We start from the raw sequence: 23,970 nt of genomic DNA, 5'->3' as shown, positions 1-23,970 counted from the left end.
AGACGGTGGTCCACGTGCTGCGGCACGGCGAGGTGCACAACCCGGAGCGCGTCCTCTACGGCCGGCTGCCCGGTTTCCGCCTCTCCGAGCTGGGCGTGCAGATGGCCAAGGCCGCCGCGCAGGGTCTGGCCGACCGTCAGGTGGTGCACGTGGTGGCCAGCCCGCTGGAACGCGCCCAGCAGACCGCCGAGCCGATCGCCGCCCAGTTCGGCCTGTCGGTCGGGGTGGACGAGCGCCTGATCGAGAGCGCCAACTGGTTCGAGGGCAAGAAGGTCTCCCCGGGCGACGGCGGGTTCCGTGACCCGCGTAACTGGTGGGTGCTGCGCGACCCGGTCACCCCGTCCTGGGGCGAGGCGTACCGCACCATCGCCGAGCGGATGTTCGCCGCGCTGCACGCCGCCCGGGTCGCCGCCGAGGGGCGGGAGGCGGTCCTGGTCTCGCACCAGCTCCCCATCTGGACGCTGCGCCGCTACGTGGAACGCAAGCGGCTCTGGCACGACCCGCGTCGACGGCAGTGCGGGCTGGCCAGCCTCACCTCGTTCCACTTCGACGGGGCGAAGGTGGTGGGGATCGGCTACTCCGAGCCGGCCGCCCACCTGATCGCCATGTCGCCGACCGCGCGGACAGCCAAGGGCGCCTGATGGTGTTCCGTAGGTGTGCCGCCGCGCTGCTCGCCGTCGTCGCCCCGGTGGCGTTGGCGGCGTGTTCCGGCGGGGGCGGCGAGCAGCGCTGCGCCACCCGGGACGGCGTCCTGGAGTGCGCGCCGGACGAGCGCACCACCGCCCCCGAGGTCGTCGGGGAGCTCCTCACCGGGGGCCGCTACGACCTCACCCAGGACCGGGGCAAGGTCGTGGTGATCAACTTCTGGGGTTCCTGGTGCGCCCCGTGCCGCGCCGAGGCCGACGACCTGGAGAACACCTACCAGGCCACGAAGGCGTCCGGGGTGACCTTCCTCGGCATCAACGTCTCGGACAGCCGGGACAAGGCCATCGCGTTCGAGGAGGGCCGGGTCAGCTACCCGAGCGTCTTCGACCCGCCCGGCCGGACGGCCCTCGACTTCGACATCGCGCCCAACGCCATCCCGGCCACCGTCGTCCTCGACCGGGAGGGCCGGATCGCCGCGCTGCGGCGGGGCGCGGTCATCCAGGACGTGCTGCAACCCGTGGTGGAACGGATCGCCGCCGAAGGCGCGCCCTGATGGGTGAGACGTTCCGGACGCTCGCCGAGAGCGGCCCGCTGTGGCTGGCCGTCGGCGCGGCGGCTCTCGCCGGACTGGTCAGTTTCCTCTCGCCGTGCGTGCTGCCGCTCGTTCCCGGCTACCTGTCGTACGTCACCGGTCTCGCCGGCGCCGACCTGGAAGGCGCCCGCCCGGACGCCCAGGGCGGCGCGGCGGCGACCGGCGGCGCGGCGGCGGCGACCGGCGGCGGGACGGCCCTGGCGGTACGGCCGCAGCGTCCGGCGGCGCGGACCGCCCGGGTGAAGGGGCGGGTGCTGGCCGGCACGCTGCTCTTCGTCGGCGGGTTCACCGCCGTCTTCACCGCCACCGCGATCCTCTTCGCCAGCATCGGCAAGGTCCTCTTCCAGTACCAGCGGACCCTGGAGATCGTGGTCGGCGTCCTGGTGATCGTGCTGGGGCTGGCCTTCGTCGGGCTGCTGCCCGGCCTCCAGCGGGAGGTGCGGATCCACCGGCTGCCGTCGGCCGGTCTGCTCGGCGCGCCGGTCTTCGGGGCGGTGTTCGCGCTGAGCTGGATGCCGTGCACCGGGCCGACCCTGGGGGCGGTGCTGGGCATGGCCGCCGCGGGCGGGCAGACCGACCGGGCCGTGGTGCTCGCCGTCGCGTACTGCCTGGGGCTCGGCCTGCCGTTCGTGATCTTCGGGTTGGGCTTCCAGCGGCTGCTCGGCGTGTTCCGGGTGATCCGCCGCAACAGCCGCTGGGTCACCCGGGTCGGCGGGGCGCTGCTGGTGCTGATCGGCCTGGCGCTGGTCACCGGCGGCTGGCAGAGCTTCGTGATCTGGTTGCAGACCACCGTCGGGGTGGGCGAGGTGGGCATCTGATGACCGCCGTCGAGGACCGGTCGGCCGCGCCGTCCCCGTCGACGCCGCGCCGCCGACCGAACCCGCTGCTGGCCCTGCTGCGCAACTCGTGGCGGCAGCTCACCAGCATGCGTACCGCGCTGGTCCTGCTCTTCCTGCTCGCGGTCGCCGCCGTGCCCGGCTCGGTGCTGCCGCAGCGCGGGGTCAACCCGGAGGACGTCGACGACTTCTTCGTCGAGTACCCGCAACTCGCCCCGAGACTGGACCGGCTCGGCGCGTTCGAGGTGTTCGGCTCGGTCTGGTTCTCCGCGATCTACCTGCTGCTGTTCACCTCCCTGGTCGGCTGCATCGTGCCCCGGCTGCGGGAGCACGTGCGGGCGCTGCGGGCCGTACCCCCGGCCGTGCCGAAGCGGCTGGAACGGCTGCCGCAGCACGCGGTGCTGACCGGCCACCACGGCGGCCCGGAGGCCATCGCCGCGGTGCTGCGCCGCCGCCGCTGGCGGGTGGTGGTGCGCGGCAACGAGGTCTCCGCCGAGAAGGGCTACCTCAAGGAGACCGGCAACCTGCTCTTCCACACCTCGCTGATCGCGGTGCTGATCGGCGTCGCGCTCGGCTCGTGGTACGGCTGGAGCGGCAACCGGCTGCTCGTCGCGGGCGGGGACAAGGGCTTCTGCAACACCCAGTTCCAGTACGCCGAGTCGAAGATCGGCGCCCGGGTGGACAGCCCGGGCCTGCCGCCGTTCTGCCTCACGCTGGACGATTTCCAGGCCCGGTTCCTGGAGTCCGGCCAGCCGGAGTTCTTCAACGCCACGGTGACCGTGACCGAGGACGGGCAGCCGGCCCGCCGCGCGGACTTCTCGGTCAACTCGCCGCTGCGGCTCGACGGGGCGAACGTCTACCTGCTCGGGCACGGGTACGCGCCGGTGCTGCGGTACACCGACCGCTTCGGCCGCACGCAGACCAGCGCCGAACCGTTCCTGACCACCGACAACACGCTCACCGGCGAGGGCGTGGCGATGTTCCCGGACGTCAACCTCGACCCGGCGACCGGGCGGCGTGACCCGGCGCTACAGGTCGCCTTCGAGGGGCTGTACCTGCCCACCGCGCCGGAATCGCCGCCGTACGTGCGGTCGCAGCATCCGACCGAGCGCAACCCGGCGGTCTTCCTGATCGCGTACCGGGGGAACCTCGGGCTGGACGCCGGCATCCCCGGCTCGGTGTACCGGCTCGACCAGCGGCAGATCGACAACGGCCGGCTGACGCAACTCGGCGAGGCGCGGCTGCTCAAGCCGGGCGAGAAGTGGACCCTGGACGACGGCACCAGCGTCGAGTTCCTCGGCACCCGACCGTTCGTCACGCTCTCCGTGCGGTACGACCCGGGCTCGACGGTGCTGCTGGTGAGCAGCGGGGTGCTGCTGGTCGGCCTGCTCGGCTCGCTGTTCGGCCGCCGCCGCCGGGTCTGGTTCCGGGTCCTTGCGGCCGACGCGTCCGTCCCGCCGGGCGCGGGTGGCGTGGCCGCCGACCAGCCGGCCGACGCCGACGGGCGGGCCGACGCCCCGGTGGGAAGATCAACGACGGTCGGTAGTAGTTTGGTGGAGGCCGGTGGGCTGCCGCGCACCGAGTATCCCGGCTTCGTCGACGAGTTCACCGCGCTCGTCGACGAGGTGCGGGGTGGTGCCGGCCGGGCCGCCGGAGTCGACCCCGTCGGGGGGCCGCGAGAAGGGACCGACTGATGTCCGCGATCTCCGATCAACTGGTGACCTTCGCGATCCTGGCGTACCTGGTCGCGATGATCTGCCACGCCGTCGAGTACGCCCTCGGCAACGCCCGGGTCCGGGCCGCCACCCCCGCGCCGGCCCGCGAGCTGGTCGGCGCCGGCGTCGGCGGCACGACCGTCAGCGGCACGACCGTCAGCGGCACGACCGTCAGCGGCACGGGCGGCAGCGGCACGGGCGGCGGCGGTACGGATGCCGGCGTGCTCCCGGACGCCCCGGTCCCGCCGTCGGTGGTGGAGTCGCCCGGCCCGGGGAAGCGACCGCCCGGGCGGGCCCGGCTCGCCGGCCTGATCGCGGTGGCCGCCACCGTGGTCGCCGCCCTGCTGCACCTGGGCGGCCTGATCACCCGGGGCATCGACGCCGACCGGATGCCCTGGGGCAACATGTACGAGTTCGTGCTGACGGTCTCGTTCATCGGGGTCGCCGGCTGGCTGGCGGTGCTCTGGAAGCGCCCGTCGCTGCGCCGGCTCGGGCTGTTCCTCACCCTGGTCATGGTGCTCCTGGTGGCGACCGCCGAGCTGGTGCTCTACGTGCCGGTGGTGCCGCTGGTGCCGGCGCTCAACTCGTACTGGTTCGTCATCCACGTGTCGACCGTGGTGTTCGCCTCCGGGCTGTTTCTGCTGGGCGTGGTGCCGGCGGTCACCTTCCTCATGCGTGACGGGTACGAGCGGGGTCGGCGCAGTTTCCCGTACACGCTGGCGAAGCGGATGCCCTCGGCGGAGAGCCTGGAGCGGCTGACCTTCGTGCTGCACGCGTTCGCCTTCCCGGTCTTCACCTTCGCGGTGATCGCCGGGGCGATCTGGGCCGAGGCGTCCTGGGGGCGGCCGTGGGGCTGGGACCCGAAAGAGACCTGGTCGTTCATCTCCTGGGTGATCTACGCCGGTTACCTGCACGCCCGCGCCACGCCCAGCGTGCGGCGCAACGTGGCCACCTGGATCGCCGTGCTGGGCTTCCTGACCATGCTGATGAACCTGTTCGGCGTGAACATCTTCTTCGAGGGCCTGCACTCGTACGGCGGCCTCGACTGAGGCCGCTGTTCCGCGAGGCCCGCTACCTGCTCGCCGAGGACCCTGACCTGCGCGACACCGCGCTTCGTGGAAACCGTCAGGCAGTGGGCCCTCCGGTCGTCGCGCTCGGTGAGCCACCGTCGGGCGACGGCCCCCGTCCGCTACTGGCGATCGGTGAGGTCAAATGGGGTCGTACGCTCGGCCGACCGGATCTGGACCGGCTGGTCCGGGCCCGGGAGCTGCTCACCCGTCGCCCCGGCGTGGACGCTTCCGCCGGCTGTCTGCTCCTGGCCAGCGGCAACGGGCTCACCGAGGGGCTGAGGGAGCTGGCAGCCGGCCGGGCCGAGGTGGCGCTCGTCGACCCGGAACGGCTCTACCAATGCGAATGACCGGTCAGGCGATGGTCACCGGGGCGCTGTCGTTCGCCGGGTCGTCGTCCACCCGCGGGTAGCCGTACGGGATCCGCACCTGGCCGGCTGCGCCGAGCGGGCCGTCGACCCGTAGGTCGAAGTCGACCAAAAAGCTCTCACCGGCCGGGAAGACGCCACCCGACTTGGCGCAGTACCAGGTCAACGGCTCCTCGCCGCCGTCCTCGCCGCCGCCGGCGGGGGAGCAGCCGGTCGGCTCGCCGACGACGACCGTGCCGGCCGGCGGGGTGAAGACGAAGCTGCCCGGGTCCCCGCCGGAGACGGTGCCGTCCGGGACGCCCGGGCCGTCGTTGCGCATGCCGACCCGCACCGTCACGGTGTCGCCCACCGAGCCGGCGGCGGTCGCCCCGAGCGCCACCACGTCGAAGGCGCCGGGCACGTCACGCAGGTAGTACTGGCCGTACGGGGACTGGTGGTCGGCGTCGAGCACGTCGACCGGGGTGCCCACCTGACCGAGCCGGAACATCCGGTCGGCGGGACGCCGCTTCAACACCAGCCCGGCGGGCGGCGGGTCGGCCGTGGTGACCGGCTCGACCTGCTGGACGATCCGTTTCGCGCCGACGGCGGCCGGACCGACAGTGCTGGTGAAGCCGTCCGGGGCCCGGTAGGAGACCCCGGGGGCCAGCGGGCCCGGGATCGTGCACACCACTACCGTGCTGAGTTGGTCGCCGGCGCCGTAGCGGCAGTTGCGGTACGCGGCGGGCGTCAACCCGACCGGGAGCCGTACGGTGAGCCGGAGCGCGAGCACCGGCACGTTGCCGGCGCTGGTCACGGCCACCGGCATGCGGAGCGTGTCACCGGTGTCGGCGCTGTCGACGTACTCGTCGACCAGGCTCACCGCCGCCGGCCCGGCGTGCACCGAGACGGCGGCCCGCTGGGTCTCGCCGTCGACGCCGTCGGCCAGCACCGTGTAGCCGATCGTGCCGGACGCGCCGTCGGTGGTGCCGGAGAAGGCGCGCAGCACCACCGGCACGGTGCCGTTGACGCTGCCGAACTCGTCCGGGGTCGCGGTGGGCGGCATCGGGCAGGTGATCTCGGCGGCGGTGACGCACCAGGCCGGGAAGGTCGCGACGGCCACCCCGGTCAGCCCGCTCAGGTCGAAGACGACCCGGGGGTTGGTCGCGCCGGTGCTGCTCAACTGGAGCGCGGCGGTGCGGCCGGGGGCGCCGGCAGCGCCCAGCGCGGTGTCCCCGAGCCAGGCGGTGACCCAGCCGGGGTCGGTCTCCGTCGTCGCGGGGCCCGCCGTCGCGGGGTTGGCCGCCGCGCCGGCCAGGATCGCCGCCGCGACCGCCGTCGCGCCGACCTGGAACCTGCGGCTAACACGCACAGTTGTCATGAAGCTCCCTGAGGATCGGTGTGCCGCCCGGACCGTCCGACCCGTGCGGTTCCACCGATCCTAAGAGGACGGTGCGACGATATCGGCGGCGTTCGCCGGCCGCCACCGGGTCAGCACGTCCGCCACCCGCAGAGTGACCTGGTACGCGACCTCGGGCACCGCCTCCAACTCGATCCGTTCGGCCCGCAGGGCGAGCTGGGCGTGCAACTCGCGGGAGACGGCGTCCCGCAGCTCGGCCAGCAGCGGAGACAACCCGTCAGGATCACCGACCGTGTACGCGTCCGACATGCCTCCGAGCCTGCCGTACCGCCCGCCGCCGAGCCAGCACCGGTGACATTCTTCGCAACTCGCCCCGTCGGGGTGGTCAGTGGCAGACACCGCTGCCGGAGTCGGTGAAGGTCGCGCCGACCACCGGGAGGAACTGCCAGGTGTAGCTGTTCGGCGAGAGGGCCAGCTTCAGCACCCCGAAGGTCCGGCCGTTGCGGACCTCGCTGTTGGCCGCCGGCTCGGGGAAGCTGCTCTGGAGTGGACGGCCACCGGTGCCCACCACGAACTCCCGGACGCCCCGGTCCGGTTCGGCGGCCCCGCTCGGGTTCTGCGGCGCGACCGCTCGTACTGGTGGTTGTGGCCGTTGACGACGATCTCGGCCCCAGCGTCGTAGAGCGCCTGGAACAGCGGCCGGACGTTCGACGACTCCCGGCCGCCGGAGCTGAACAGCGGATGGTGGTACTGCGCCAGGGCGCAGCGGTTGGGGTGCGCGGCCAGGTCCGCCCGCAGCCACCGTTCCTGGGGCGAGCCGGCCTGGCAGCCGCCCACCTTGGAACAGTTGGTGTTCAGCACGACGATGTGCCAGCCGGCCCGGTCGAAGGAGTAGTAGCCGGTGCCTCGGGGCAGCACCGGACCGAAGTAGTCGAACGTGGGCACCGCCCCGGCCGTGATGTAGTCGTGGTTGCCGAGGATGGGCTTCGTGCGGCTCTTGAACTGGCCCCAGGTCGGGTCGTAGCAGTTGGCGAGCTGGGCCGCCGTACCGCTGTCGGTCAGGTCGCCGCCGGCCATCACCATGCCGGGCTCGCGGGCGATGAGCTGCGCGGTCTGGGCCGCCCCGGTGGTGGAGCAGGCCGAGATGTCGCCCGCGTTGAGCAGCACGTTGTCACCGGTGCCGGTCGTGACGACCAGCCGGGGCGCGTACCCGCCGGACTCGCGGCTGTCGTCGTACGCGCCGTCGGCGTTGCCGGACGCGAAGGAGAACGCGACGACGCCGTTGCCGGTGACCGCCGAGGTGACGTCCAGGTCGTACCAGGTGTTCCGCAGCACCTTGCCGAACGAGGCGACCGGCCCGCCGATGGCCGCCGGCCGGTTGGCGTACGTCAGGGTGCTCTCCGTCCAGCCGGCGCCGACCCGCTGCGCGGGCCGCCGTTCGGGCTGGCCGCGTTGCCGGTGTCCTGGACGTGCAGCCGCAGGTAGGCGGAGCGGACCGGCTCGGCCAGCGTGGTGACGCTGAACCTCAGGTACGAGATCCGGGTCGGTGACGCGGCGACGGCGAGGGTGTTCGTGCCGTTGTAGTTGGTCGTCGGCTGGGACGCGCTGACGTAGCTGTCTGCGCTGGCGAGGAACGTCGTGGTGGTGTGGGCCGCCGCCGGGGGCACGCTGGCGAGCGTTCCCGCCGTGACGGTGACGGCGACCAGCGCCGCCCGGATCGCACGCCCGCCCATGGGGACCCTCCTCGCGGCGGTTCGCCCGTCGCGGCGCCGCCCGTCCGGCAGTGCACACCGCCGTACGTCAACGCCGCGTCACCAACGCCGGCTCGCCCCGGTGCCGTCTGCCCCGGTGCCGCGTGTCCCGACGACCGGGCATGCCCTCTGTCGCCGGCGCCCAGCGGGAGTGTCACGACCCGCGACGGCCGCCCCGGTCGGGGTGTCACGTCTGGTGACGATGGTCGGGGCGGGGCGTCATGATTGGTGGCGGCGTCGAGGAGACGGTGACTTCCGGGTTTCAGCACGATCTTGCGAGCAGGGACACGGGTGCGGACGGGGGCAGGACCAGTGCGTGCCCCGCATCCGGGGCAGCTCGACAGGCTTCCCGAGGGTACGTCTGCCCTGTGCGGCGACAGTCGCCGACAGCGGCTTGACCTGCGGTCGTCCGGGGCCCGACGTAGGCAGGAGCAGCCCGCCAGCCGGGCTCGCCCCCCTCAGCCGGGCACGTTCTCGTCGGCCGGGGGGGGGCGGGGCTGACGGTACGTGGCGATGTACGCCCCACGTCCGACCGCAGCCACACCGAGCCGACCGACAACGTCTGGAATGGCCGGGGAGAGCTCGGATGCGTCGCGATGGCCCGGAAGCGCGACCGGCTGACGCCGAGCATCTTCAGGATCTCGCCAGCGGCGACGAGGCGCCGCTCGTAACCGGGCCTCATGATCGACTCCAGATCAGCGAGATGGGGTGATCCACTGTCCGGGATGCCACCATTTCCGTGAAATGGACGGCGCGGCGCGGGGGAGCCGGGGGTGGGGTCGGGTGGGAGAGGGGTCGGGCTGGTGCGGGAGACTGTGGGCATGGCACGTGGCTTCCCGTACACGGATCTCAAGGACTTTCTCGCGGCGCTGGAGCGGGCCGGTGAGCTGCGGCGCGTCGGCGTGCCGGTGGATCCGACGCTGGAGATCAGCGAGGTGGTCACCCGGACGGTCCGGGCCGGCGGGCCGGCGCTGCTGTTCGAGCGGCCCACCCGGGGCGAGATGCCGGTGGCGATCAACCTGTTCGGCACCGAGCGGCGGACCGCGATGGCGCTCGGCGTCGACTCGCTCAACGAGATCGGCGACCGGATCGGGGCGATGGTCAAGCCGGAGCTGCCGGTCGGCTGGTCCGGCATCCGCGAGGGCCTGGGCAAGGTCATGCAGCTCAAGTCGGTGCCGCCGCGCAAGGTGAAGACCGCGCCCTGCCAGCAGGTGGTCTACCGGGGCGACGCGGTCGACCTGAACCGGCTGCCCGGCCTCCAGGTGTGGCCCGGCGACGGCGGCATCTTCCACAACTACGGACTGACCCACACCAAGCACCCGGAGACCGGCAAGCGCAACCTCGGGCTGTACCGGCTCCAGCAGCACAGCCACAACACGCTGGGCATGCACTGGCAGATCCACAAGGACTCCACCGCCCACCACGCGGTCGCCGAGCGACTCGGGCAGCGGCTGCCGGTGGCGGTGGCGATCGGCTGCGACCCGGTGGTCAGCTACTCCGCCTCCGCGCCGCTCCCCGGAGACATCGACGAATACCTGTTCGCCGGGTTCCTGCGGGGCGAGCGGGTGGAGATGGTCGACTGCCTGACCGTTCCGCTCCAGGTGCCGGCGCACGCCCAGGTGGTGCTGGAGGGCTACCTGGAGCCGGGCGAGCGGCTGCCCGAGGGGCCGTTCGGCGACCACACCGGCTTCTACACCCCGGTCGAGCCGTTCCCGGTGCTGCACATCGAGGCGATGACCATGCAGCGCGACCCGGTGTACCACTCGATCATCACGTCCAAGCCGCCGCAGGAGGACCACGGCCTCGGCAAGGCCACCGAACGGATCTTCCTGCCGCTGCTCAAGCTGCTCATCCCCGACATCGTCGACTACGACCTGCCGGCCGCCGGGGTCTTCCACAACTGCGTGATCGTCTCGATCCGCAAGCGCTACCCCAAGCACGCGCAGAAGATCATGAACGCGATCTGGGGCGCGCACCTGCTGTCGCTGTCCAAGCTGATCGTGGTGGTGGACGACGACTGCGACGTGCACGACTACCACGAGGTGGCGTTCCGGGCCTTCGGCAACGTCGACTACTCCCGTGACCTGCTGCTCACCGAGGGGCCGGTGGACCACCTGGACCACTCCTCGTACCAGCAGTTCTGGGGTGGCAAGGCCGGCGTCGACGCCACCCGCAAACTGCCCACCGAGGGCTACGCCCGGGGCTGGCCGGAGGAGATGACCATGTCGCCCGAGGTGGTCGCCCTGGTCGACAAGCGCTGGAAGGAGTACGGCATCAGATGACCGAGGTCACCGAACGGCCCGGTCGGGTGAAATCCTTCCTGAAACTCGTCGCCATCGAGCACTCGGTCTTCGCGCTGCCCTTCGCGTACCTCTCCGCGCTGACCGCGATGCAGGTGAACGGCGGGCGGGTGCGCTGGCTCGACCTGCTGCTGATCACCGTGGCGATGGTCGGGGCACGGACGTTCGCGATGGCCGCCAACCGGATCCTCGACCGGCGGATCGACGCGCGGAACCCCCGTACCGCCGGGCGGGAGCTGGTCACCGGGGCGGTGAGCGTGCGGACGGCCTGGACCGGCGCGGCCGTCGCGCTCGTCGTGTTCCTCGCCGCCGCCGCCCTGCTGAACCCGCTCTGCCTGGCCCTCGCGCCGCTCGCCGTGGTGCCGCTTGTCGTCTACCCGTACGGCAAACGCTTCACCGACTGGCCGCACGCGATCCTCGCGGTCGCCCAGGCGGTCGGCCCGGTCGGCGCGTGGCTCGCGGTCACCGGCACGTTCGCCGGCTCGTGGCCGGCCTGGCTGCTCGGCATCGCCGTCGGCCTGTGGATCGGCGGCTTCGACCTGATCTACGCCTGCCAGGACGCCGAGGTGGACCGCGAGATCGGGGTCCGCAGCGTGCCCGCCCGGTACGGGCTGCGCTTCGCGCTGCACGCCTCCACCGTCGCGCACCTGGTGACGTTCGCGTTGTACGTCTGGTTCGGCGCGCTGATCGGGTTCGGCTGGCCGTTCTGGATCGGGCTGGCGCTGACCGCGCTCGCCTTCGCGTACCAGCACGTGGTGGTCAGCCCCACCGACCTGAGCCGGGTCAACCGGGCGTTCTTCACCGCCAACGGGTTCGTGGGCATCGCCCTGTTCGTGTTCGCCCTGCTCGATCTGGTGCTCCGGCTCGGTCTGCGTCCCTGAGCCGGACCGCCGGCCGGCGCTACCGGGCCATCGGGCTGCTGGCCGGCGCCACCGGGCCGGGTCGCCGGCGCCAACGCGCCAGCGACCTGCCGGCGCTGTCGGGCCGGGTCAGCGGCGGTACCGCCCCGACGCCGGGTAGCGGGCGCTCTCCAGCGACCAGTCGATGGTGCCGCGGACCGAGTTGGCGACCGCGTCCAGGTACGCGGCGACCGCCTCGTCCAGCCCGGGACCGAACGACGGCGCCGCCGCGCGCAGCGCCACGAACCGGGCCATCGTCGTCCGCCACTCGTCGGCCACCAGCTCCGTCGCGGTCGACAGCGGCACGCCGCGCTCGGCGGCCGTCACCAGCACCAGGTTGTGCCCGGACGAGCCGGCCCGGTCGGCGTCCAGCGAGATCACGTCGTTGAACCAGGAGAGCAGGTCGTTGGCGGTCGCCGCGATCCGGGCCAGCAGCGGATGGTGGACCACGGCGTCCGGCAGCGCGTGGCCGGTGGCGAACTCGATCAGCACGTACGACACGTACGCCGCCGAGGTGGCCCGGCGCAGCGGCACGTACTCGGCGCGGCTCGGTGACCGGCCGGCGGTCCGGTCGGCGACCTGCCGCCGTACCCCGGCCAGGTGGTGGGCGACCGCGTCAGCGAACCGGTTCCGCCACCGGGCCGGCATCCGGGCGGCGGGCGCCTGCCAGGCGTCGGCCAGGAGTCGACGCAGCGGGCCGGTGAGACCGGGGTGCCCGGCGGTCGGGCCGTCGCGCAGCAGTCGGGCCACCCCGGCGCGCAGCGCGTCGACCTCCCCGGGTGTCCGGCGTGGGTCGTCGCAGTGGTCGTCCACCAGGAAGAACCAGGTGAACAGGGCGGAGATGGTCCGCAGGTCGGCCTCGCCCGCCTCCGGGTAGAGCCGGCCGGCGTACCTGGCGAAGCCGGCGTGGCGCACCCGTTCCGCGACCGCCCCGCCCAGCGTGGGCTCGACCCGGGTCAGCCAGTGGGTCAGCCACTCCTGAACGGCGTCCGCGTACGGGGACAGCCGGGGTGGAATCGGACAGTCGAACCAGGGCGTTCCGCCGGCCATCACCGATTCCCCGTCTGCGGCGCGTCGTGCCCCCGCAGCATGCCAGACAGGTGAGCGCTCTCCCGCCCCCGGGCCCCGCGCCTCCGGGCCCCGCGCCTCCGGGCCCCGCGCCTCCGGGCCCCGCGCCTCCGGGCCCCGCGCCTCCGGGCCCCGCGCCTCCGGGCCCCGCGCCTCCGGGCCCCCGCGCTGCGGCCGGCGGTGTGGTCGGTCGGGCGCACCAGACCGGGCCGGGTCGGGGGTGGTGTGCGGGTCGCCATGCTGACCAGGCAGTCTTGTCGACATGCGGGAACCATGGGTGGTCGGCGTCTCCGGGGCGTCCGGCACGCCGTACGCGGCGGCCGTGCTGCGCGGGCTGCTCGACGCCGGGGCGGCCGTCGACCTGATCGTCTCCCGGGCGGCCCGGCTGACCATCCTCGACGAGACCGGCCGACCGTTCCGGGACGGGCACTGGTCCGCCGACCTGGCGGCCTGGCTGGGCCGCGACCTGGGCGACGACGACCTGCGGTACTGGCCCGCCGGTGATCTGGCCGCCGGCCCGAGCAGCGGCTCCTACCGGGTACGCGGTATGGCCGTGGTGCCGGCCAGCACCGCCGCCTGCGCGGGCATCGCGATCGGGCTGTCGAAGGACCTGTTGCAGCGGGCCGCCGAGGTCAACCTCAAGGAGCGCCGGCCGATGGTCGTGGTGCCCCGGGAGACCCCGGTCACCCGCAGCCACCTGGAGCACCTGATCGCGTTGCACGACGCCGGCGCGGTGGTGCTGCCGGCGAATCCCGGTTTCTACGGGGCTGGCGCGTCCGCCTCCGCGCAGCAGCTCGTCGACTTCGTGGCCGGCAAGGTGCTGGACGCGTTGAGCGTGCCGCACACGTTGTTCCACCGCTGGTCCGGCCAGTTGCGCGCGGACCGTACCTGACCTGTGCCCGGGGCCGTACCTGACCGGCGCCCGGGTCGCTCCGCCGCGTCGGCGCCTGGTCGCCCGGCGGACCGGCTTCCCCCTCGACGTTTCGCTGTTGTGGGGGTGACGCCTCGACCGAATGGCCCTATTTCCACGAACTGGCGTGGATCATGGGCGTGGGCGGATCATGGGCGTGGGCGGGTCGCCCGGGTCGGTCGGCGTGCGGCACGTGCCCCAGCGTGGACCGGTCCTCGTTCCCTCCGGTCCACGCCGAAGCGGCCCACGCCGAAGCCGGTCCGCGCCCAAGCCGGTCCGCGCCCAAGCCGGTCCACGCCCATGCTGGTCCACGCCGTAGCCGGCGCGGGCGGTCAGTACATCCCGGCGTTGGCTGGCCCCGGGCCGGTGGAAGCCGTCGGACCGGCGTTTCGTGGCCGGTTCGCCACGTCCTCCGCCTCGTCGAGCATGCCTTCCCCTTCGAGTAGCGCCCGCACCTCGGATTCCCGGAACCGGCGATGCCCGCCTGGAGTACGGATGCTGCCGATCCGGCCGGCCGCCGCCCATCTCGTCACGGTTTTCGGGTCCACCCGAAACAACGCGGCCACCTCGCCCGGTGTCAGCAGGCGATCTCCAGTGTCCACAGCCCCCTCCTCGCGTCGACGAAGCCCCCGGCTGAACACACTGCCCCCGGCCGGTGCGAGCCCAGAGCCGTCATGAGGGACGTACGGCAATTACAGCACCAGCTATGTGACGTGTCCGCCAAACGCGAAAAAAGCACTGCTTAGGGAGTTGGGAATGGTGACCGGATCGAGCTCCCGGACCAATCCCCTAACGGATACGAAGCGGTTGGTACGACGCAGTATCTCCGTTCGTCCCTTTTCCCGACGTCGGTACACCGTGATATCACAGCAGGTCCGCGATCACCGGTCAGCGCACCGCCTGGGTGGTGCCGGCCGGCGTCGCCGACCGATCCGCCGGCTGACGCGGCACCGCCCGCTCCCCGGTCAGCCCGTCCCCGGTCAGTCGCTGCCAGAGGAACTCCAGGGTCAGCGCCCAGACGAAGGCCCGCTGCTCGTTGTTCGCCGCGGCGCCGTGCCCGCCTTCGACGTTCTCGTAGTACGCCACGTCGTGACCGTGCTCGCGTAGCCGGGCCGCCATCTTGCGGGCGTGCCCCGGATGCACCCGGTCGTCGCGGGTCGAGGTGACCAGCAGCAGCGGCGGGTACGCCCGCCCGGCGCGCACGTTGTGGTACGGCGAGTACCCCCGCAGGAAGGCCCAGTCGGCCGGCTGGTCCGGGTCACCGTACTCGGCCATCCAGGAGGCGCCGGCGAGCAGCCGGTGGTAGCGCCGCATGTCCAGCAGCGGCACGTGGGCGACGACCGCGCCGAACAGCTCCGGTCGACGGGTCAGCATCACCCCCATCAGCAGGCCACCGTTGCTGCCGCCCTCGATGCCGAGCCGATCCGGCGTGGTGACGCCCCGGGTCACCAGGTCGGTCGCCACCGCCGCGAAGTCCTCGAACGCCCGGGGCCGGTTCTCCCGCAGCGCGGCCCGGTGCCAGTCGGGGCCGTACTCCGCGCCGCCGCGGATGTTCGCCACCACGTACGTGCCGCCCCGGGCCAGCCAGGCCCGACCGACGGCGCCGCTGTAGTGCGGCATCTGCGACACCTCGAACCCGCCGTAGCCGGTGAGCAGCGCCGGCCCGCCGGCCGCGTCAGGGTCCCCCACCACGAAGTACGGCACCCGCGTGCCGTCGGCGGAGGTGGCGAAGAACTGGCGTACCGCCATGCCGTCCGCGTCGAAGAACGCCGGCTCCCGCTTCAGCGTCTCGACCGGACCGTCGACCTGCCCGAGCCGGAGCGTCGTCGGCTCGAGGAATCCGGTCGAGGCGAGCAGGTAGGCGTCGTCGCGGTCGGGGTCGGTGTCCACGACGACGCTGTGGGCGTGCTCGGGCACGCCCGCGAGCGGGGCGCTGCGCCAACCGGCGTCACCGGGCGTGGCCACCTCCAGCCGGCTCCGCACGTCGACCGTGCTGGCCAGGATCAGGTGGTGACGGGTCCACGCGTACGAGCTGAGCGCGGTGCGGGAGTCGGGCCGGAAGAGCGTCGTCAGCTCCCGGCCGCCGGCGAGGAACGCGTCGAACCTGGTCACCAGCAGCGCGCCGGCGGGATGGGTCACCCCGTCGACCGTCCAGGGCGACCGGAGCTGCACCAGCAGCCACTCCCTGTGCACGTCCCACCCGGCGTCGTCGGGCACCGGAATCCGGACCAGCTCGCCGGCCGCGGTCAGCAGGTACTTCTCGGACCGGTAGAAGTCCAGGCTCCGGACGACGAAGTCACGGGCGAAACCGGGCGTCGGATCGTGGCTGGCGTACACCGTCAGGTCGTCGGGCCGCCCGGCGTAGACGACCTCGGCCGCCGCCAGCGGGGTGCCGCGCCGCCACCGCCTGACGACCCGTGGGTAGCCGGAGGTGGTCATCGACCCGGGCCCGAAGTCGGTGGCGACGAAGACGTGGTCCGCGTCGATCCAGCGGACCCGGGTCTTCGCCTCCGGCACCTGGAAGCCGTCCTCGACGAACGACCGGCGGCGCAGGTCGAACTCCCGCACCACCACCGCGTCCGCGCCGCCCCGGGACAGGCTGACCAGCACGCGCTCGTTGCCGGGCCGCAGGCACTGCGCGCCACCCCAGACCCAGTTCTCCCCCTCCCGGTCGGCCAGCGCGTCCACGTCGAGCAGCACGTCCCACTCCGGCTCGGCCCGGCGGTACTGCGTCGACGTCGTACGCCGCCACAGGCCACGCGGGTGCGCCGCGTCCCGCCAGAAGCCGTACCAGAAGCCGTCCCCGCGCCAGCCCGGGTAGGGGACGCGCTCGTCGGAGTCGAACACCTCCCGGATGCCGGCCCGCAGCCGGTCGAACGTCTCGCCGCCGGCCACCGCCGCGACCGTCTCGGCGTTACGCTCCCGCACCCAGGCGGCGGCGTCGTCGCCGTCGAGATCCTCCAACCAGAGGTACGGGTCGTCACCGTCGTCGCTGCGCATCTTCCTCACTATTCCGGACGCCTCAGCCGTCGGTGTGCCCGCCCGGCTGTCGGCAAGGCGACTAGGGTCTACAGTCCGTGGACGCCATCGACCTGAGGCTCGTGGAGCTGCTGCGCGGCAACGCCCGCCTGTCGTACGCCGAACTGGCCCGTCAGGTGGGGCTCTCCGCGCCCGCCGTGCACGAACGGGTCGGCAAGCTCGAATCCAGCGGGGTCATCCGGGCGTACCGGGCCGAGGTGGAGCCGGAGTTGATCGGCCTGGGCGTGACCGCGCTGATCGGCATCGTCGAGGACTCGGCCGCCGACACCGACGACGTGCTGGCGGCGCTGCGGCAGATGCCGGAGATCGAGTCCTGCTACTTCATGGCCGGGGTGGAGTCCTTCCTGCTCAAGGCCCGGGTGCCCACGATCGCCGAGCTGGAACGGCTGATCGTCCGGCTCAACCGCACGCCGGGGGTGGCCTCCACCCGTACCGGCATCGCCCTGTCCACCAAGTGGGAGAACCGCCCCCAGCCCGGGCCCGCCCCCTGAGGGGTCGGGAAGGGCGCCTTCCGGTGCACGAGGCGTCAGCACGGTGCCCTTTCCTGCGCGGCACGTGAGGGTTGCTAGTTTTCCCAGGTGAGCTATCTCGACCGGTGCGACGACGCGGTCCGGGCGTGGGTGACCGAGGCGATCGCCGCCGTGGAGGCCGACGCGAACCGGTCGGCCGACACCCACCTGCTGCCGTTCCCGCTGCCCCGACAGTGGGGCGTCGACCTCTACCTCAAGGACGAGTCGGTGCACCCGACCGGCTCGTTGAAGCACCGGCTGGCCCGTTCGCTGTTCCTCTACGGGCTCTGCAACGGGATGATCGGCCCGCAGACCACCGTCGTCGAGGCGTCCTCCGGCTCGACCGCCGTCTCCGAGGCGTACTTCGCCCGGATGCTGGGGCTGCCGTTCATCGCGGTGATGCCGGCCTCCACGTCACCCGAGAAGATCATCCAGATCGAGTTCCAGGGCGGGCGCTGCCACCTGGTCGACGACCCGGCCAAGGTGGTCGTCGAGGCGCGCTGGCTGGCCGAGGACTCCGGCGGGCACTTCATGGACCAGTTCACGTACGCCGAGCGGGCCACCGACTGGCGGGGCAACAACAACATCGCCGAGTCGATCTACGCCCAGCTCGCCCTGGAACGCCACCCCGTGCCGGCCTGGGTGGTGGTGGGCGCGGGCACCGGCGGCACCAGCGCCACCATCGGCCGGTACGCCCGCTACCGCCGACTGCCCACGAAGCTCTGCGTGGTCGACCCCGAGCACTCGGCGTTCTACCCCGCCTGGCAGTCCGGCGACTGGACGGTACGCGCCGGCCGGGGCTCCCGGATCGAGGGCATCGGCCGACCCACCGTCGAGGCGTCCTTCCTGCCCAGCGTGGTGGACCGGATGGTCCAGGTGCCGGACGCCGCCTCGCTGGCCGCCATGCGGGCCGGCTCCGCCCTGCTCGGCCGGCGGGTGGGCGGCTCCACCGGCACGAACCTGTGGGGCGCGTTCGGGCTGATCGCCGAGCTGCTGGCCGCCGGGCGGACCGGCTCGGTGGTGACGTTGATCTGTGACGCCGGTGACCGGTACGCCGACACGTACTACGCCGACGACTGGGTGACCGCCCAGGGCCTCGACCTGACCCCGCACCTCGCCACCATCGACCGCTTCCTGACCACCGGCCAGTTCCCCTGAGACAGACCCAGGGCCTGGTCGAAGTCCCTGGCCGGCCTACGGCGGGCCCAGACGACGGCCGGCGGCGTTGCGGACCGGTCCGGACACGACACCGGTGTCCGGACCGATCCCCGCCTTGCCGGACCGCCGCCTGGACTCCGCCTCGGCTCGACCGAGGACTTCGACCGGGCCCTAGAGCGCGGCGAGGATCCGGGCCAACTCGGTGGGGCGGGTGATCATCGGCCAGTGCCCGGAGTCGATGTCGACCAGGTCGACGTGGCTGGCCCTGGCCAGCTCGGGCACGTCCCCCGAGGCGATCCAGTCCCGCGCCTCGGCCGGCGTGAACTCCGGACACACCACCACGACCGGTACGTCGAACCGCCGCTCGTCCGTCAGCCGTACCACGCCCCTGGCCACGCCCTCCGGGACCGGGACCGCCGCCGCCGCGAAGGCCTGCCGGGCCGGTTCGTCCAGGTCGGCCGCGTCCGCCCCGTCGAACGGTCGCCAACCCGGGAACGGCAGCACCCCGTCCCTGATCTCGAAGAAGTCGGCGTACGACTCCCCGTCACCGGAGGGGAACCCGCCGATCAGCACCACCTTCTCCACCCGTCCGGGCCGCGCGTCGGCCGCCATCCAGGCCAGGGCGCACGCCGCGGAGTGACCCACCACCACCGACCTGCCCGGGTCCGCGTCCACGGCGGCGAGCACCGCGGTCAGTTGGTCGGCCAGCGTCGCCGACGTGTTCCCGTCGCCCTGCCCCGGCAGGGTCACCGGCACCGCCCGGCGCCCCCGGTCCGCCAGCTCGCCCGCCACGCCGGCCCACACCGATCCGTCGAGCCACAACCCACCCAGGAGCACGATCTGCGCTTCGTTCATGGCCTCAACCTAGCGGCGATTCCGGACGATCCGCGTCCGGTACTGTTTCCGCTGTGCGAGCCGGTCCGAGCCCTACCGCCCGGGCCCTGCGCGCGCTCGAAATCCTCCAGGCCCGCCCCGGCACGACCGCCGACCAGCTCGCCGCCGGCCTGGGCGTGACGGAACGGGCCGCGCGACGTTACGTCGGGATCCTCCGCGAGGCCGGCATCCCGGTCGAATCCGTCCGCGGCCCCTACGGCGGCTACCGGCTGGGCCGTGGCACCCGGCTGCCGCCGGTCGTCTTCACCCAGGAGCAGGCGCTCGGCCTGGTCATGGCCGTGCTCGACGGGCAGCCGGCGGCGATCGACGCCGACGACCTGGTCGGCTCGGCGCTCGGCAAGGTCATCCGGGCGCTGCCCGACAGCGTCGGCCGGCAGGCGGCGGCGCTGCGGGCCTACGCCTCCGCCACCCCGGACCGGCATGCCGCCCGCCCCGACCCCGCCACCACGAGCGCCCTGGTCACCGCCGTCGCCGACCGACGCCGCGTCCTGCTCACCTACCGGGGCGGAAGCGGCGAGGAGTGGGACGCCGAGGTCGACCCGTGGGCGGTCGTGGTGCGGTACGGGCGCTGGTACCTGCTCTGCCACTCGCACCGGGCGGACGCCGTCCGCACGTACCGGATCGACCGGGTCCGGGCCGTGCGGCTGCTGACGCACGGCTTCGCGCCGCCCGCCGACCTCGACCCGGTCGCCGCGCTCGAGGAGAATCTCGGCGCAGGCTGGAAGTACCCCACCCGGGTGGTGTTCCACGCGCCGCAGGAAAAGGTGACGCCGTGGATCCGGCCCACGATGGGCCGTCTCGAAGCGGCCGGCGACCGGTGCGTCCTGGTCGGCAGCACCCGGAACCCCACCATGTACGCCCAGGAGTGGCTGGCCACCGTCCCCTTCGGCTTCACCGTGGAGGAGGGCCCCGAGCTGCGTGCCGCCGTGGCCACCGTCGCCGCCCGCTTCAGCGCGGCCGTCCCGCCCCCGCCCTGAGTCCGGCCCCCGGCGGTCACCCGGAGACGCCGCCCGGCGGGTCACCGACGCGCGGCGGGAAGACCCGGTCGGCCAGCCCCGGATAACGCGTCACGTAACCGTCGGCGTCGACCTCGATCTCGGTCCGGAAGGTGTCGCTGGCGAAACCGACCCGGCCCGCCCCGAGCGCGGTGTACGTCTGCTCGGCCGGCACCACCAGCAGGCTCGGCACCAGCACCCAGGCCACCTGGATCCGACGCCTGCTGTCGGCGGCGGCGTCGAGCAGCCCCAGCCGACGTACCGGAAGCGTGTTGAACAGTGGCGACCCGCCCAGGTCGACGTCCACCGCGTCGGCCAGCCGGGCGGGGTCGTCGGTGCCCGGCAGCCCGGCCGGCGGGCGCCCGACGGCGCGCAGCGCGGCGTCGAGGTCACCCTGTTCGTTGGCGACGATCCGCCACCGGTCCGGTTGCCGCTCCAGCCGTACCCCACGCGACCAGCCTGCCCCGGTGGCCTCCACCTCCAGCCGGACCGTCGACCAGTCGGCGGCGGCGCTGAGGGTGTACCGGCAGGTCCAGGGGACCGGGTCGACGGCCTGGGCCTGACCTCGGGCGGTGAGCCCGTTCCGGTCGTCGAGGAGCGCGTGCTCACTTCCGGCGGTGTCGGTGCGGACCCAGAACAGGGATGTCGGCATGGTCGGCATGAACCGGACGTTACGGCAGCCCGCCACCGCCGGCACCCGTTCCGCCGCCTCCACCCCCTTGGGCCGGGTGGGCCGGCTGGGCCGGTGTGCCGGTGGGCCGGTGGCCGCGCCGTATCGCTGATATCGCGCTCACGTCGACGGGGGACAGCCCCTGATCCGTGATCTGGAGTGGATCATGCAGCCGGGCCGCCGCGGGGCGTGAGCTCCGCGGCGGCCCGGCAGGTGGTCTTCCGGTGTCCGGCTGGTCAGTGGGTACGCCCCGGAGCGCGCCCGCCCCGGCCGCTGCGCTCGCCCCAGGTGCCGCGCTCACTCCAACCACCGCGCTCGGCGCGACCGCCCCGCTCACCCCGCGCCCCGTGCTCGACCCGGCTGCCGTGCTCGGCGCGGCTGCCACGCTCCGAGCGACCGTCCCAACCGCCGTAACGTCGCTCGCCCTGCGGGCGGTCGCCGTAGCGCTGTTCGCTCTGCGGGCGGTCGCTGTAACGTCGCTCGCCCTGCGGGCGGTGCTCGCTCTGCGGGCGGTCGCCGAAACGTCGCTCGCCCTGCGGGCGGTCGCCGTAGCGCTGTTCGCTCTGCGGGCGGTCGCTGTAACGTCGCTCGCCCTGCGGGCGGTCGCCGTAGCGGTGCTCGCTCTGCGGGCGGTCGGCGAAACGTCGCTCGCCCGGGGCGTCCCGGTCGGCGAAACGCCGCTCCCCGTACCGGCTCTCGCTCCGGAAGCCGCGGTCGCCACGGTCCCCGCGGTCGCCGTAGCGGCGTTCGCCGCGGCCGTCCCGGTCACCGAAGCGGCGTACGCCACCGGCCCGGTCGCCACCGCGACGCGGCTCCGGCAGGTCCTTCGGCACCGGTACGCCGCTGGGCTCCCGGGCCCCGGTGAGCGCGCTCAGCTCGGGGTCGCCGACCCGCACCTTGAGCTGAGCCGGCTCGACACCGGCCTTCTCCAGCATGGCCAGCGTGGTGCGCCGCTGCTTGGGCAGGACCAGGGTCGCCACCGCGCCCGACTCGCCGGCCCGGGCCGTCCGCCCGGCCCGGTGCAGGTAGTCCTTGGGGTCCTTGGGCGGGTCGATGTGCACGACGAGGGAGACCCCGTCGACGTGGATGCCGCGCGCGGCCACGTCCGTGGCGACCAGCACGTTCGTCCGGCCCTCGCGGAACTCGGCCAACGTCCGGGTACGCATCCGCTGGGTCTTGCCGCCGTGCAGCCCACCGGCCCGTACGCCCACCGCGCCGAGCTGCTCCACCAGCCGGTCGACGCCGAGCTGCGTACGGGCGAACATCATCGTCCGACCGGCCCGGGCGGCGATCGAGGCGGCCACCGCGAACTTGTCGTGCGGCGGGATCAGCAGCAGGTGATGGTCCATCGTGGAGACGGCGGCGGTGGCCGGAGCGGTCGAGTGGGTGACCGGATCGGTCATGAACCGCTTGACCAGCGAATCGACGTCGTTGTCCAGAGTGGCCGAGAAGAGCAGCCGCTGCGCGTCGGCCGGCGTCCTGGCCAGCAGCTCGGTGACCTCCGGCAGGAAGCCCATGTCGGCCATCTGGTCGGCCTCGTCCAGCACGGTGATCTCGACGTCGTCGAGCTGGCACACGCCGCGCGCGATCAGATCACCCAGGCGTCCGGGGGTGGCCACGACGATCTCCACGCCGCGCCGGAGGGCGTCGATCTGACGGTCGTAGGGCACCCCGCCGACCGCCGTCTTGAGGAACACGCCGACGGCCTTGCCCAGCGGCAGGAGCGCGTCGTTGACCTGCATGGCGAGTTCCCGGGTGGGCACCAGGACCAGGGCGCGGGGGCGCAGCGGCCGGGCCCGGCCGCCGTCGGCGACCCGGGCGAGCAGCGGCAGGCCGAAGGCGAGGGTCTTGCCCGAGCCGGTCTGGCCCCGACCGAGGACGTCCCGGCCGGCGAGCGCGTCGGGCATGGTGGCCCGCTGGATCTCGAACGGGGTGGTGATGCCCTGCCGGTCCAACGCCCGGACCAGTGGCTGGGGGAGACCCAGCGCGGCGAAGTCGACGTCGTCCGCGGGCGCGGACTCGGTGACCGTGGGGTCGACGTCCGTGCTGTCGATGACCGTGGGGTCGATAGCGGTCGGGAACGTGCTGGAATCAGCGAGAATGGTCAAGAAATACCTTCCGAGCGGGGCGCATCTTCGCGATGGCCCGCCGCGATGGGTACCGCCGGTTCGCCCGCAAGATCGCCCAAGGGCACGGTGATGCGTGCCGGGTCAGTGATCAAAGACCAGTGTACGGCGAAACGGCGCGTCGGCCACCGACACGGCCCGCAGTAGTGGGCGGGCTCACCCTGACCGACGTACGTGCCCCGGTGGCGGTGGTCAGCCGCCGATGAGGTTCTGGAACAGCCCGCCCAACGCGTCGTTCGCCATCAGCACGACCACCAGGCTGATCGCGACCAGCAGCCCGAGCAGCGCGACCAGCACCAGCACCACCTTCGTCGTGCTGGACCGTTCGGCCGGGGCGTCGGCCCAGCCCTGGGCGAGGATGTGGCCGGTCAACGAGCCGGTGTTCTCGACCGGGTTGCCCGCCGGGAAGGCGACCGTGGCGAAGCCGGGCCCCTCGGTGACCGAGCCGCCGTAGATCGTCCCGGACCGGTTCGGCGTGCCGACGCTGCCGACGCCGACCCCGGCCGTACCGGTGGGCCGGGCGCCCGTGGCCGGCGCGCCACTGGCCGGTGTGCCCGTGGCCGGCGTCGGTGGGGCGGGCGGCATGGGTGTGGCCGGCGTCGGCGGGACCGGCGGAGCGGGCGTCGGCGTCGGTGGGGCGGGCGGAGCGGGCGTCGGCGTCGGCGGGACCGGCGGAGCGGGCGTCGGCACGGGCGGCGCGGGCGTCGGCACGGGCGGCGCGGGCGTCGGCGGGGCGGGGACCGGCGGAACCGGCGCGGCAGGCGGGGTCGGCGACGTGGGCGGGACCGGAGGCGTGGGCGGGGTCGGCGGCGTGGGCGTGGCGGGTGCCGGCGGTTCGGCTGTCGTGGACGGCGCGGCGGAGCGCGGCTCCGCGGTCTCCGTCGAGCGGTACACCTTCGCTCCGCCGGTGCGGACGCCGGCGGCGACCCCGAGGTCCTGCGGCGAGACCCGCCGCAGGCCGGGCACGGAGGCGCTGGCCCGGGCCGGCGTCCGGGGTCCACGTTGGACTGGTACGACCGGGGCGCCCTTCGGCTCGGCGGCCGGTGGGGTGACGTCCGGCCCCGGGCCGGTCGATCCGGTCGACGGGCGGGG

The 23,970-nt window shown here is 73.5% G+C and carries 22 protein-coding genes, 1 pseudogene and 1 CRISPR repeat array; of the genes and pseudogenes, 12 read left to right on the top strand and 11 right to left on the bottom strand.

Annotated features, from left to right (window positions below):
• The first annotated feature begins 5 nt into the window (after positions 1-5).
• From O7606_RS17335 to O7606_RS17310, 6 genes are all read left to right on the top strand, one after another.
• A complete protein-coding gene (locus O7606_RS17335; protein WP_281599735.1) occupies positions 6-641 on the top strand; it encodes a histidine phosphatase family protein in 636 nt (211 codons plus the stop codon).
• Positions 641-1,198: a TlpA disulfide reductase family protein gene (locus tag O7606_RS17330; protein ID WP_281595068.1), complete on the top strand. Its 558-nt coding sequence runs from the start codon at positions 641-643 to the stop codon at positions 1,196-1,198. The genes O7606_RS17335 and O7606_RS17330 overlap by 1 nt, the downstream gene beginning before the upstream one ends.
• Entirely contained in the window at positions 1,198-2,055 is an 858-nt protein-coding gene (locus tag O7606_RS17325; protein WP_281595067.1) for a cytochrome c biogenesis protein CcdA, read from the top strand. The genes O7606_RS17330 and O7606_RS17325 overlap by 1 nt, the downstream gene beginning before the upstream one ends.
• On the top strand, positions 2,055-3,767 hold the full coding sequence (locus O7606_RS17320; protein WP_281595066.1) for a cytochrome c biogenesis protein ResB: 1,713 nt from the start codon (positions 2,055-2,057) through the stop codon (positions 3,765-3,767). Before O7606_RS17325 ends, O7606_RS17320 begins: the two co-directional genes overlap by 1 nt.
• Complete coding sequence (gene ccsB, locus O7606_RS17315; RefSeq protein WP_281595065.1) at positions 3,767-4,837, top strand: c-type cytochrome biogenesis protein CcsB; 1,071 nt, start codon at positions 3,767-3,769, stop codon at positions 4,835-4,837. The genes O7606_RS17320 and ccsB overlap by 1 nt, the downstream gene beginning before the upstream one ends.
• A gap of 83 nt (positions 4,838-4,920) precedes the next feature.
• Positions 4,921-5,205: a hypothetical protein gene (locus tag O7606_RS17310; protein WP_281595064.1), complete on the top strand. Its 285-nt coding sequence runs from the start codon at positions 4,921-4,923 to the stop codon at positions 5,203-5,205.
• A 4-nt stretch (positions 5,206-5,209) separates the two neighbouring features.
• Here the strand turns inward: O7606_RS17310 and O7606_RS17305 are convergent, their stop codons facing one another.
• The 4 genes from O7606_RS17305 to O7606_RS17290 all read right to left on the bottom strand — a co-directional run bounded on the left by O7606_RS17305 (position 5,210) and on the right by O7606_RS17290 (position 8,292).
• Positions 5,210-6,580, bottom strand: coding sequence for a hypothetical protein (locus O7606_RS17305; RefSeq protein WP_281595063.1), 1,371 nt, complete (start codon positions 6,578-6,580; stop codon positions 5,210-5,212).
• 60 nt (positions 6,581-6,640) lie between these two features.
• Positions 6,641-6,868, bottom strand: a complete 228-nt coding sequence (locus tag O7606_RS17300) for a hypothetical protein (RefSeq protein ID WP_281595062.1) — start codon at positions 6,866-6,868, stop codon at positions 6,641-6,643.
• A 168-nt stretch (positions 6,869-7,036) separates the two neighbouring features.
• Positions 7,037-7,894 (bottom strand): metallophosphoesterase, encoded by an 858-nt coding sequence (locus tag O7606_RS17295; RefSeq protein ID WP_281595061.1) that lies wholly within the window; start codon positions 7,892-7,894, stop codon positions 7,037-7,039.
• A gap of 53 nt (positions 7,895-7,947) precedes the next feature.
• Positions 7,948-8,292, bottom strand: coding sequence for a DNRLRE domain-containing protein (locus O7606_RS17290; protein ID WP_281595060.1), 345 nt, complete (start codon positions 8,290-8,292; stop codon positions 7,948-7,950).
• An 839-nt stretch (positions 8,293-9,131) separates the two neighbouring features.
• Between O7606_RS17290 and O7606_RS17285 the strand changes: the two genes are divergently transcribed.
• Positions 9,132-10,592 carry a menaquinone biosynthesis decarboxylase gene (locus tag O7606_RS17285; protein WP_281595059.1) on the top strand — a complete coding sequence of 487 codons (1,461 nt, stop codon included), beginning with the start codon at positions 9,132-9,134 and terminating at the stop codon, positions 10,590-10,592.
• A complete protein-coding gene (mqnP, locus tag O7606_RS17280; protein WP_281595058.1) occupies positions 10,589-11,491 on the top strand; it encodes a menaquinone biosynthesis prenyltransferase MqnP in 903 nt (300 codons plus the stop codon). Before O7606_RS17285 ends, mqnP begins: the two co-directional genes overlap by 4 nt.
• A gap of 108 nt (positions 11,492-11,599) precedes the next feature.
• On the opposite strand, the gene O7606_RS17275 is transcribed toward mqnP, so the two are convergent.
• Positions 11,600-12,559, bottom strand: coding sequence for a terpene synthase (locus O7606_RS17275; RefSeq protein WP_281595057.1), 960 nt, complete (start codon positions 12,557-12,559; stop codon positions 11,600-11,602).
• Positions 12,560-12,839: 280 nt separating this feature from the next.
• Between O7606_RS17275 and O7606_RS17270 the strand changes: the two genes are divergently transcribed.
• Entirely contained in the window at positions 12,840-13,469 is a 630-nt protein-coding gene (locus tag O7606_RS17270) for a UbiX family flavin prenyltransferase (RefSeq protein WP_281595056.1), read from the top strand.
• A gap of 350 nt (positions 13,470-13,819) precedes the next feature.
• Here the strand turns inward: O7606_RS17270 and O7606_RS17265 are convergent, their stop codons facing one another.
• Both O7606_RS17265 and O7606_RS17260 read right to left on the bottom strand, forming a co-directional pair.
• Positions 13,820-14,089 carry a BldC family transcriptional regulator gene (locus tag O7606_RS17265; protein ID WP_281595055.1) on the bottom strand — a complete coding sequence of 90 codons (270 nt, stop codon included), beginning with the start codon at positions 14,087-14,089 and terminating at the stop codon, positions 13,820-13,822.
• A gap of 286 nt (positions 14,090-14,375) precedes the next feature.
• Positions 14,376-16,691, bottom strand: a complete 2,316-nt coding sequence (locus O7606_RS17260; RefSeq protein WP_281599734.1) for a prolyl oligopeptidase family serine peptidase — start codon at positions 16,689-16,691, stop codon at positions 14,376-14,378.
• Between O7606_RS17260 and O7606_RS17255 the strand changes: the two genes are divergently transcribed.
• Together O7606_RS17255 and O7606_RS17250 are read left to right on the top strand one after the other, a co-directional pair.
• Complete coding sequence (locus O7606_RS17255; RefSeq protein WP_281599732.1) at positions 16,574-17,017, top strand: Lrp/AsnC family transcriptional regulator; 444 nt, start codon at positions 16,574-16,576, stop codon at positions 17,015-17,017. The two genes, O7606_RS17260 and O7606_RS17255, sit on opposite strands and share 118 nt — an antisense overlap.
• 87 nt (positions 17,018-17,104) lie before the next feature.
• Positions 17,105-18,193, top strand: a complete 1,089-nt coding sequence (locus tag O7606_RS17250) for a PLP-dependent cysteine synthase family protein (RefSeq protein WP_281595054.1) — start codon at positions 17,105-17,107, stop codon at positions 18,191-18,193.
• 171 nt (positions 18,194-18,364) lie between these two features.
• Here the strand turns inward: O7606_RS17250 and O7606_RS17245 are convergent, their stop codons facing one another.
• A complete protein-coding gene (locus tag O7606_RS17245; RefSeq protein ID WP_281595053.1) occupies positions 18,365-19,048 on the bottom strand; it encodes an alpha/beta hydrolase in 684 nt (227 codons plus the stop codon).
• A gap of 53 nt (positions 19,049-19,101) precedes the next feature.
• Between O7606_RS17245 and O7606_RS17240 the strand changes: the two genes are divergently transcribed.
• Positions 19,102-20,064 carry a WYL domain-containing protein gene (locus O7606_RS17240; protein WP_281595052.1) on the top strand — a complete coding sequence of 321 codons (963 nt, stop codon included), beginning with the start codon at positions 19,102-19,104 and terminating at the stop codon, positions 20,062-20,064.
• 16 nt (positions 20,065-20,080) lie between these two features.
• On the opposite strand, the gene O7606_RS17235 is transcribed toward O7606_RS17240, so the two are convergent.
• The 3 genes and pseudogenes from O7606_RS17235 to O7606_RS17225 all read right to left on the bottom strand — a co-directional run bounded on the left by O7606_RS17235 (position 20,081) and on the right by O7606_RS17225 (position 23,463).
• Entirely contained in the window at positions 20,081-20,734 is a 654-nt protein-coding gene (locus O7606_RS17235; protein WP_281599731.1) for a putative glycolipid-binding domain-containing protein, read from the bottom strand.
• A gap of 430 nt (positions 20,735-21,164) precedes the next feature.
• Positions 21,165-21,416: a CRISPR direct-repeat array (repeat unit 24 nt; unit sequence AACGTCGCTCGCCCTGCGGGCGGT).
• A gap of 388 nt (positions 21,417-21,804) precedes the next feature.
• Positions 21,805-22,659: pseudogene (locus tag O7606_RS17230) on the bottom strand (DEAD/DEAH box helicase); the annotation flags it as partial.
• A 411-nt stretch (positions 22,660-23,070) separates the two neighbouring features.
• Positions 23,071-23,463 (bottom strand): hypothetical protein, encoded by a 393-nt coding sequence (locus tag O7606_RS17225; RefSeq protein WP_281595051.1) that lies wholly within the window; start codon positions 23,461-23,463, stop codon positions 23,071-23,073.
• Between the last annotated feature and the right edge of the window lie 507 nt (positions 23,464-23,970).

Source organism: Micromonospora sp. WMMD882 (assembly GCF_027497255.1).
Classification (GTDB): domain Bacteria; phylum Actinomycetota; class Actinomycetes; order Mycobacteriales; family Micromonosporaceae; genus Micromonospora.
Note: the sequence above shows the minus strand (reverse complement) of the source record. Positions and strands in the feature narration are given on the sequence as shown.

Coding starts and splice junctions, on each gene's coding strand:
- O7606_RS17300 (WP_281595062.1), bottom strand. CDS start 6,868: ATGTCGGACGCGTACACGGTCGGTGATCCTGACGGGTTGTCTCCGCTG.
- O7606_RS17320 (WP_281595066.1), top strand. CDS start 2,055: ATGACCGCCGTCGAGGACCGGTCGGCCGCGCCGTCCCCGTCGACGCCG.
- O7606_RS17325 (WP_281595067.1), top strand. CDS start 1,198: ATGGGTGAGACGTTCCGGACGCTCGCCGAGAGCGGCCCGCTGTGGCTG.
- mqnP (WP_281595058.1), top strand. CDS start 10,589: ATGACCGAGGTCACCGAACGGCCCGGTCGGGTGAAATCCTTCCTGAAA.
- O7606_RS17235 (WP_281599731.1), bottom strand. CDS start 20,734: ATGCCGACATCCCTGTTCTGGGTCCGCACCGACACCGCCGGAAGTGAG.
- O7606_RS17245 (WP_281595053.1), bottom strand. CDS start 19,048: ATGAACGAAGCGCAGATCGTGCTCCTGGGTGGGTTGTGGCTCGACGGA.
- O7606_RS17305 (WP_281595063.1), bottom strand. CDS start 6,580: ATGACAACTGTGCGTGTTAGCCGCAGGTTCCAGGTCGGCGCGACGGCG.
- O7606_RS17290 (WP_281595060.1), bottom strand. CDS start 8,292: ATGGGCGGGCGTGCGATCCGGGCGGCGCTGGTCGCCGTCACCGTCACG.
- O7606_RS17275 (WP_281595057.1), bottom strand. CDS start 12,559: ATGGCCGGCGGAACGCCCTGGTTCGACTGTCCGATTCCACCCCGGCTG.
- O7606_RS17225 (WP_281595051.1), bottom strand. CDS start 23,463: ATGCCGCCCGCCCCACCGACGCCGGCCACGGGCACACCGGCCAGTGGC.
- O7606_RS17330 (WP_281595068.1), top strand. CDS start 641: ATGGTGTTCCGTAGGTGTGCCGCCGCGCTGCTCGCCGTCGTCGCCCCG.
- ccsB (WP_281595065.1), top strand. CDS start 3,767: ATGTCCGCGATCTCCGATCAACTGGTGACCTTCGCGATCCTGGCGTAC.
- O7606_RS17285 (WP_281595059.1), top strand. CDS start 9,132: ATGGCACGTGGCTTCCCGTACACGGATCTCAAGGACTTTCTCGCGGCG.
- O7606_RS17270 (WP_281595056.1), top strand. CDS start 12,840: ATGCGGGAACCATGGGTGGTCGGCGTCTCCGGGGCGTCCGGCACGCCG.